Annotated in this window: 7 protein-coding genes; all 7 read right to left on the reverse strand. The window is 45.4% G+C overall.

Annotation, left to right across the window (positions count from 1 at the left end; genetic code table 11):
* Positions 1 to 388: 388 nt before the first annotated feature.
* Positions 389 to 1,261, reverse strand: a complete 873-nt coding sequence (locus ACWB0I_RS03810; protein ID WP_479386710.1) for a carbohydrate ABC transporter permease — start codon at positions 1,259 to 1,261, stop codon at positions 389 to 391.
* Between the two features lie 40 nt (positions 1,262 to 1,301).
* Positions 1,302 to 2,645 (reverse strand): ABC transporter substrate-binding protein, encoded by a 1,344-nt coding sequence (locus ACWB0I_RS03815; RefSeq protein ID WP_479386711.1) that lies wholly within the window; start codon positions 2,643 to 2,645, stop codon positions 1,302 to 1,304.
* Positions 2,617 to 4,767 (reverse strand): CHASE2 domain-containing protein, encoded by a 2,151-nt coding sequence (locus ACWB0I_RS03820; RefSeq protein WP_479386712.1) that lies wholly within the window; start codon positions 4,765 to 4,767, stop codon positions 2,617 to 2,619. Before ACWB0I_RS03820 ends, ACWB0I_RS03815 begins: the two co-directional genes overlap by 29 nt.
* 319 nt (positions 4,768 to 5,086) lie before the next feature.
* On the reverse strand, positions 5,087 to 6,916 hold the full coding sequence (gene uvrC, locus ACWB0I_RS03825; RefSeq protein ID WP_479386713.1) for an excinuclease ABC subunit UvrC: 1,830 nt from the start codon (positions 6,914 to 6,916) through the stop codon (positions 5,087 to 5,089).
* A gap of 117 nt (positions 6,917 to 7,033) precedes the next feature.
* Positions 7,034 to 7,636, reverse strand: a complete 603-nt coding sequence (gene nadD / locus ACWB0I_RS03830; RefSeq protein ID WP_479386714.1) for a nicotinate-nucleotide adenylyltransferase — start codon at positions 7,634 to 7,636, stop codon at positions 7,034 to 7,036.
* On the reverse strand, positions 7,605 to 8,381 hold the full coding sequence (locus ACWB0I_RS03835) for an outer membrane protein assembly factor BamD (RefSeq protein WP_479386715.1): 777 nt from the start codon (positions 8,379 to 8,381) through the stop codon (positions 7,605 to 7,607). Before ACWB0I_RS03835 ends, nadD begins: the two co-directional genes overlap by 32 nt.
* 74 nt (positions 8,382 to 8,455) lie before the next feature.
* On the reverse strand, positions 8,456 to 9,055 hold the full coding sequence (locus ACWB0I_RS03840) for a hypothetical protein (protein ID WP_479386716.1): 600 nt from the start codon (positions 9,053 to 9,055) through the stop codon (positions 8,456 to 8,458).
* Between the last annotated feature and the right edge of the window lie 213 nt (positions 9,056 to 9,268).

Consider the following 9,268-nt stretch of genomic DNA (forward strand, 5'->3'; position numbering starts at 1 on the left):
AAAATGAGTCCACTCTAAAAAGGTATTATTATCGAATTTTATTTAAATTTGCCTATTGTTTTTATTTAAATTACATCAAATATCTTCGTGTTAATCCGTGAAATTCGTGGTTTTTATACTGAACTCAAAAATTAAAAATTACGAATTACGAATTATTTTGTGAAAGGTCAAATGGTGCCCTAGAGGTTAAAAACAATGCCGGCATGTCATTCTGATCCCGCTTCAGCGGGAGAAGAATCCCTTACACTGGCAAACCATTCGCAGGCGCAACGTAACTCGAGCTTCAGCTCGAGACCTGTGTAAAGGCAAATAAATATTTCCCCGCTCTGTCCCGAAGCAGTCGAATCACCGATCAAAACGACAATCAGTTTGGGCTGCAGGCACTCAATCATTGCAACAGGCGAAACTTGCGGTTCAGAAAGTAAACGTAAATGCTGCTCAAGATGGCAATCATAAAAAATGTAGCCACCGAAACAGCAGAGCCGTAACCGAATTGCATGGTCTGAAAAAGCAATTTATAAGCATAAACGCTCAATGTTTCGCTCACATTGGCCGGCCCACCGCCGGTCATAACATAAATGAGATCAAAAATACGAAAGGCATCCATAGTGCGGAAAATGCCCACAATCAGGATGACGGGAAAAATGAGCGGAAGAGTGATGTGTATTAATCTACGCAGCGCTCCGGCCCCGTCTATTTTAGCCGATTCGTACAGTTCCTGTGGAATGGTTTGCAGGCCGGCATAGATGAGCAATGCAGCAAAGGGCGTAGTCTTCCACACATCGGCCAATATGATGGCTGGTAAGGTCAAGAAGGGATGCCCCAGCCAATTGACCGATTGCTGTAACAGCCCAACGGATCTTAAAAGATAATTCAAAACCCCATATTCAGGATTGTAAATCCACTCCCACATTCTTGCCGAGACCACGGTAGGTATGGCCCAGGGAATCATTAAGGTCATTTTTAACAGAGCATTTCCGGGAACCTTTTCGCGCAATAGCAAAGCGAAGGCGAGGCCCAACAGCAATTCCAGAGGTACGGAAAGAGCGGTAAATTTAAATGTGGTCCATAAACTTTGTTGAAAACGGGGATCGTGCAGCAAAAAGATGAAATTATCAAAACCGATAAACTGCTTTATGCCAAACACCGGCATTTTGCGCATCAAACCTAAAATAAAGCCGTAGGTCAGGGGGAACAGGGCTACCAAACAGAGCAGCAGCAGACTGGGGCCCAAAAAGTAGAGAACCGTTCTTCGCTTCATATTTTAAAGATAAAGGCTTTATTGACTCAATCAAAATTTTTTAATAGGCCCTCGTGGGCTCTTCAGAAATTTTTAATTTTTCGATTTCCAGCACGTGCTCTATCTGCACTTTAGCAGACTGCAGAGCCTCATGAACCGGACGAATACCGGCCAGAATAGCCGAAAATTCCACCTGCAATATTTGTGAAATTTGCGGATACAAAGGAGTAACCGGACGCGGAACGGTGTGTTCTAAAATAGGAAACAATTGAACAATAAAAGGTTGTTTTTTCAGAAGTCTGGCATTCTGGTACAACGTTCTTCTGGTTGGTTTGGTGCCCACTTCGATGGCAAACTGCAATTGCATTTCAGGACTGGATAAAAAACGCACAAAGCGTTTAGCCAGCTCTTTCTTTTGGGAAAAACGATTAACCGCCAATTGCCAGCCGCCCAGTGTGCTCTGCCCTTTAATTTCTGGTCGGGCCGGCAAGTGGGTTACTCCGACTCTTCCGCGTACCTTTGAATCCGGCCGCTGAAAGAACGTCCAGCAGTAAGGCCAATTCCGCAAAAAGAGCGTATTGCCGTTCAAAAAACTTAAACGCGTGCTCTCCTCATCGGCAGTCAGAGTCCATGTTGGTGAAATGTGATAGGTGTAGATGCAATCTTTAAGCCACTGGAGCGCTTTGCGGACGGGCGGTTCGCTTAAACGCACGCTCCCCAGTTCATCAAGAATCTGCCCCCCAAATCCTGAAATAATTTCGTTCGCGGTACAGATCAGGCCTTCGTATTGTTTACCCTGCCATAAAAAGCCATTTAATTCAGGATTTGCTTCCCGCGACAGGATGAAACGCGCTTGCTGAACCAGTTGCTGAAAGGTCTCCGGAGGCGAAAAACCATACTTTTGCAGCAAATCCTTCCGATAGTACAAAATACCGGCATCGATGTACCAGGGAATGGCAAACAATTTTCCCTGATACGTATCCGCTTTTATAGGACCTGAAAAAAATTGTTGTCTCTCGCCGGCAGGTACCAGATCGGAAAGGTCTTCCAGCCAGCCGGCCAGACTGAATTCAGGGGTCCAGATCACATCAATTAAAAACACATCAAAATCGTCCGATTGCGCTTCCAGACTGGTCACATAAAATTGGTGTTGCACATTGGTGTTGGCCGGTAAAATTTCTTCTTTAACCTTCAGGCCTGGATTCTCCTTTTCAAATTGACGGATAGCCTTTTGAAAAGCCTGGCGGGCATTGGCTAATTTAAAATGTTTAAAGACCAGAAGCGAATCGGCTGCCTGACGCGGTCTGCTCTTTTCCTGCTCCGACTTTCCGCAGGCCAGCAACACAAGTAGGCCAAGGCACAAAAGCCAATAGACTCTATTTCGTGGTTTGCGTGTAAACACCATCCCACTCTTCTGCCGGTGGATTTTCTTTAAAAAAGTTGCAGCGCTCAAGGTAGCGTTGCGCCGGGCCATCGTTCTCCCTGATGGCCAGTACCTGCATGAAATAGTTGATGGCTGCGTCCCAATCCCGTTTTAAATAGTGACTCAGTCCTTTTTTGAACAATTCGATGACGCGCATCATATCATCGCCGATGCCACGCTCACTCAACCCAATCAGTTCGTACACCCAAACAGGCTCGGTTTTTCCTTTCACACGCAGCAGATCGAGCGGACGGACAATGATTAAATCACCGGCTTTTTTCACCGTACCATCGCCCACCATAACATGCGTTCCGTAGATTTTATTGGCCGGCTCCAGACGGGCTCCTAAATTTACGGCGTCTCCCATCACCGTGTAATCAAAACGGCTCTCCGAGCCCATGTTGCCTACGACCATAGGACCGGTGTTAATGCCAATTCTCATGCGAAGCTCCGGTTTATTTTGTCGGCGCCATATTTCGCGCAACGCTACCATCCGTTCTTGCATATCCAGAGCCGTGGCACAGGCCTGGTAGGCATGATTCCCGCGCTCCACCGGCGCGCCAAACACGGCCATGATGGCATCGCCCTCGTATTTGTCGAGCATGCCATTGTATTTAAACACGATATTGGTCATCTCCGTCAAATATTCATTTAATAAATGCACCAGTTCTTCCGGTTCCAGTTGTTCCGAAATGGTTGTGAATCCGGCCACGTCGCTGAACAACACGGTGCACTCTTTTTTCTCGCCGCCTAATTTAATTTTTTCAGGATTGGCCAGCAGCTCATCGACCACCGATTTGGTGACAAAGTGGGAAAAAGTGGAACGAATAAACCGTTTGTCCTTTTCTTCGGTAATGTAGCGATAGACGTAGATTAACGAAAAGCTGAGAACAATGGTCAGCAGCGGTGCAATTATTTCAATCCAATAATTGCTTTCAAAAAAGATAATGGTTACCGTAACCACGTAGATAAATCCCACCAGTACAATAAAGAGAATGCTAAACAGGGGACGCGTTCGGATGAGAATAACGCCCAGGATCAAGCCGATGATGAGCAGAAGCAAAAAGGTTTGTTGTTCGTTCATCCGCGTAATAAAATTCTGAGTCATCAGGGTGTAAAGGATATTGGCATGAATTTCCACTCCGGGGAATGTACGCTCAAAGGGCACATTTCTTAAATCGTACAGGCCAGCCAGCGAGGTGCCTAACAAAACGATTTTATTTTGGAATATTTCTGGTGGCAGATTCCTCTCTTTGGCCTTCAGCACATCGTAAAAACTGATGTAACGAAATGTTTTGAAAGGTCCGGCCCAATTAATAAACATGTTGCCGTGCTCATCGGTGGGGATCTGCAACAAGAGCTCGGTTTCGCGGTAGCAATTCATGAATTGGGTTTCAGGATCAAACAGAACAGAATCGACGCCTATGGCATCTAAAAACATTTTAAAACCCAGAGTGGGATACAGATGGTGGTTGAAATTGGTAAACAGGTGGATGCTGCGCACGATGCCATCGACATCGCCATAGAAGTTGACGTGCCCTACTCCTCTGCTGGCATTTAACAGTTCCACAAAACTGCTTTCAAAACGATCTTCCTTTTTGAAATACATTTCGCTTTGTAAAGGCATGGTGTAGTAAAAGCGTGGGGCGTCAAAGCCTTCCGGTTCCGACTTCATGACCGGCAACCAGTTATCGGAATCGGCCTGGGCAAAATAGATGGCCGAATAAACCATTCCGGCGTCTTTTACTGCCTGTACAAATTCTTTATCCTGCTCCGGTTGCCAGATATCCTTGTCATACAGAATATCCAGCCCCACGGCTAAAGCGCCGGCCTGATTCAGGAAATTGATAATTTGTGTGTGATATTTTCGCGGCCATTGCGAAAACTTGCCCAATTGTTGAATGGCCCGCTGATCGATATCCACAATAATGATGTCATCGATGGTCGGACGCTCCACAAATTTCTTACCAATGCGCCAATCGTAGGTTTTAGCTTCGTAGGTGTAAAACAGATCAGGCGCCACATAACGCGTAATCATCCAGACGGTCAGGGCCGCTAAAATGCCCCAGAAGGCCCCCAACAGCGTTCTTTTTAACCATTTCATGCCTTGCTCTCCTACAAGAATGCATATTTCTAAATCATTCGTCAGAAATCCGCAGATTGATTAGAATTTTTTCCACACAGCCCGTTTCCCCCCGCGCCCGCTTTTTAGAATAGGGGGCCAGGGAGTGAGGACCAATTTAAGTAATTCCCTACCCTTACAAACAATTCGCAGGCGCAACGTAACTCGAGCTTCAGCTCGAGCCTTTTGTAACCTCCCTGCCGAACTGATTTTCACAGGCTAAATCGTAACATCCTTTGAAAAAATAATTCTGTTTCACCAAACAAAGAGAAACCTTAAGTCCGATGGTAACCAGCAACCATTATGGGCGATCTTTGTTCCGAAAAAATTCGACGACAGCTTCAGCCACCCATTCAGGAAGGCCTGCTTTGCGAATCAGCTCCTCTTTGCTACAGGCAGCGATCTGCTTTACCGAACCAAACGTTTCCAGAAGGATCTGTCGGCGCCTGGGACCAATGCCTTCAATGGCATCCAGTTCGGAAGTTAAGGTTCTCTTCCGCCGTCGTTTTCGATGATAGCTGATAGCAAAGCGGTGGGCTTCGTCACGGATTTGTTGTAACAACCGCAGGCTGGAAGAATTCCGCGGTAAAATTTTAGACTCTCTCTCACCAGGCACAAAAATTTCTTCCAGCCGTTTGGCCAGACCGATAACCGGTTGGTTTTCCAATCCCAATTGTTTAAGAATTTGCAAGGCCGAAGAGAGCTGTCCCTTGCCCCCGTCCACCACAATCAAATCGGGCAGCCGTTTTTTTTCTGCGATTAGGCGGCTGTAACGACGCTCTATGACTTCTCGCATCATGGCAAAGTCGTCCGGCGTCTGCTTGGTGGTAATTTTAAACCGCCGATAAGCGCTCTTTTTAGGCTTGCCGTTTTCAAAACAGACCATCGAGGCCACGGCATCGATACCCTGGATATTGGAGATGTCGAAGCATTCAATGATAAGTGGCGGTTTGGGAAGATTTAAATCGCGGTGCAGGGCTGTGACTGTAAAATGGATGGTCTGCTCTTTTTTCATTTTCTGCAGCTGCAATTCATCGAGCAAAAAGCGCGCATTTTTTTGGGCCATTTGCACCAACTTAAATTTTTCGCCGCGCTGCGGCACCACTATCTGCACTTTGCGTCCGGATTGCTCGCTTAACCAATGTGTAAAAGCTTGTTCGGCTTCCACAGAAGTTTGTAAAAAGATCTCCTGCGGAATGTCCTGATTGGAAAAGTAATATTGATTCAGAAATTCTTCCAGTACTTCTGCCTCTTCTTTCCAGCCCACCTGTTTTAAATAAAAGTGCTGTTTGCCAATGATCTTTCCCTCTCGGATCTTAAAAGCCACCACACAGGCTTCCCGATCTTCCTGGGCCAGGGCAAACACATCCCGATCTTTGAAATCGCCCTGCACAATTTTTTGACTGTTCCGGTAGCGTTCCAGCGCTTTTAAACGATCGCGGATGAAAGCCGCCTCTTCAAACTCCATTCGTTGAGCTAATTCATCCATCTGTGTTTTCAATTCCTGCACCAGTGCTTCCGTTTTGCCTTTTAAAAAGCGTTTTACCTGCTCGATCATCTGCGCGTAATCTTCTTTGCTCTGCAATCCCTGGCAGGGGCCCTTGCACTTTTTGATGTAATAATCAAGGCACAAATCGATCTTTTTCTTTTCAATAACCTGAGGCGTCAGTTGATATTTACAGGAACGGATGGGAAAAATCTGGCGAAGTGTTCTCAAAACGTAACGCACATTTTTAACATCGGTGTAGGGCCCAAAATACTCAGACCCATCTCTGACGATTTTGCGCGTAATAAACACCTGCGGAAAGTCTTCATGGGTGATGCGAATGTAGGGATAGGTTTTGTCGTCTCTTAAATTGACATTGTAGCGCGGTTTGTGTTCTTTAATCAAATTGTTTTCAAGAATTAAGGCCTCTACTTCCGAATCGGTAACAATCCACTCAATATCGGAAATTTTGCGCACCAGGGCGTTTAAACGGGGATGGTAAGAACGGGATTTTTGAAAATAGGAACGGACACGGTGGCGCAGCACATTGGCCTTACCCACGTACAAAATTGTACCGGACTGATCTTTGAACAGGTAGCAACCCGGCCTGTCGGGGATTAATTCCAATTTTTCCTGAATACCCATCTGGCCATCAATTCTTTTAAAAGGCAAATTACACAAAAATGCTTTTCATTTCTAACTTTTATGGAATCCAAACGAGAATGTTCCGGAATGATCGCAAACGCCAGTGTAGCCCAGCCCTTACCTCTGGTACAATTTATGCACCAGGATGTAGCTCCAGACCCCCATAGGCAACATACTCTGTACGGGCTTTCCCTCCTTAATACGTTGCCTGATCAAAGTGGACGAAAGTTCAATCATGGGCGCCTTTACAAATAGAAATTTGTCTGCTGGGAAATGTTCGGGTAAATGGCCTCCCGGACGATCGTACACTACGAATTGGGCCATTTCCAGTAACTCTTGGTAATCTTTCCACAGGTGAAATTGCTCTAAATTATCGCCTCCAATAAAAAAATAGAGCCGGGCATCAGGAAATTCTTTTTTAAAATGGCGCAGGGTGTCTATGGTGTAAGAGGGGGTCTCACGGGTGACCTCAAATTTTGAAATCTTGAAATATTCATAGCGCTCAATGGCTATGTCCACCATCCGAAAGCGATGGTGAGCTTGGCTAATATCGCTTTTTTCCTGAAAAGGATGTTTAAACAGGGGAACAAAAAACACCGTATCCAGGTGGAGCTCCCCCCAGATCCATTCGGCGACGATCAGATGTCCATGATGAATGGGATCAAAGGTTCCGCCGAAAATCCCGATTTTAGTTGGAGGAACCGGAGAGGACCTGCTCATGGGTTTCCTCAGGAATTTTTTGAGAAATCTTGTTCACTTTTTCCATCAGCTTGCTTTCCGGAAACTGGGCTTTAAATTTCTCGATCTCTTTTTGAGCGGCTTGAACATCGCCCATCTCCAGATAGGTCTCGATTTTGCCCAGCATGGCGTCGTCGGCCCATTTGGTGTCGTAATAGTCTTCCAGCACCTGATCGTAATAAATGATAGCTGCCCTGTACTCGTGCATTTTTCTGTAAATATCGGCATTTTTCAATTCCTTTAATGCCAGTTTGGCTCGCAGTTCCGATATCTTCTTCAGGGCCTCTTCTTTTAAGGGATGGGTAGGATTGTCTTCAATAAATATCTGGAACTCCCGAATAGCCTTTAAGGTGTACTCCTGGTCCAGTTCAGGACGGGGCGACAGTTTGTAGTAACTGTCGGCCAATTTGTATTGGGCCAGGGGGACTAACTTACTCTTGTTCATATTATTGATTAACTTTTCATACTCGGCGGCAGCGATTAAATATTCCTTCATCATGTAGTGCGATTCTGCCAGATAAAATTGCGCGCTATCGGCCACACTGCTACCCGGATAGCGCAAGGTAATCACGGTAAATTCATTGGACGCTTCGTAATAGTCTTCGTCATCAAATAATTTTTTGGCATATCTAAAATATTGCTCAGCTGTCCAGTCCGGTTTAGGACGCACCCCGGCGCAGGCGACCAGAATAATCGCAATCAGTAGATAAATTCCTTTTTTAATCAAGATCAATCCTCCATTGTAAAAAACTCGCTCATTTTTCAAAGGCCATTTAACGCATTTGTAAAGAACAAGTTCATTCAGGTTCGCAAACTGTAAAATAAGTAAATTAAAACACTCACGCTTCCGGCGATAATGGCCGGCTGCAAAAATCGAGTCCATCGTGAAAAACTCACCCAACGCCCATGAGTGAAAGAGAATGGACTCCGTTCCAGGCGCTCAATGTTCGTACGGTCAATCTGATCGGTATTCACAAGGGCCAATTGCCAGAAGTTTTTATTCTTCACAGAGGGCGCCCCATCCAGGTACAGACTCAATTGAAGACGGACCTCTCTTTGCACCTGTTTACCCAAACCAAGCAACTGCTTCATCGGTTCAAAATATTTGATTTGCGGGTCAAATTGCTGAATGACCAGCGCAGCGTCCGAACTTTGCGCCGTATCAGTCCGTGCTCTCCGGCTAAAATATTTAATCAACCGCCCCTGGCAAAAGGCTCTCTTTTCGTCGTTTAAAGTTTCAAACTTAAAATGCAATTGCCAGCCCGCTTGCTCTATTTTAAGCGAATCCAGAGCCTGAAAGAACAGGCGCTCGATCACAGCTTCATTGGAAGCGATTTGCTGAGCCAGCAGCAACGAAGGCACCAGGCTGATTAAAAAAACCAATAGCTTAACTAATTGCATAATTTGTTAAGTTACTAAAAGAAATGCATGTAATGCAACAGAATCATTTTATGCCATGAGTAAAGCGTAATAAAAATGGACAAAATCTTAAATAACTGTCCTTAACAATACGGTCGCTCCCCATAACATGGCCTTTCTTTAACATTCTAAAAGTCCCTTTTGGCCTGGCCTTCCATGGGGATTAAACATAACATTTTACTAAAGAACGGATTG

It is taken from the genome of Caldithrix sp. (genome assembly GCF_056497305.1).

Bases quoted from the DNA above. Each gene is read 5' to 3' on its own strand.
- uvrC (WP_479386713.1), bottom strand. From the start codon at position 6,916: ATGGGTATTCAGGAAAAATTGGAATTAATCCCCGACAGGCCGGGTTGC.
- nadD (WP_479386714.1), bottom strand. From the start codon at position 7,636: ATGAGCAGGTCCTCTCCGGTTCCTCCAACTAAAATCGGGATTTTCGGC.
- ACWB0I_RS03810 (WP_479386710.1), bottom strand. From the start codon at position 1,261: ATGAAGCGAAGAACGGTTCTCTACTTTTTGGGCCCCAGTCTGCTGCTG.
- ACWB0I_RS03840 (WP_479386716.1), bottom strand. From the start codon at position 9,055: ATGCAATTAGTTAAGCTATTGGTTTTTTTAATCAGCCTGGTGCCTTCG.
- ACWB0I_RS03815 (WP_479386711.1), bottom strand. From the start codon at position 2,645: ATGGTGTTTACACGCAAACCACGAAATAGAGTCTATTGGCTTTTGTGC.
- ACWB0I_RS03820 (WP_479386712.1), bottom strand. From the start codon at position 4,767: ATGAAATGGTTAAAAAGAACGCTGTTGGGGGCCTTCTGGGGCATTTTA.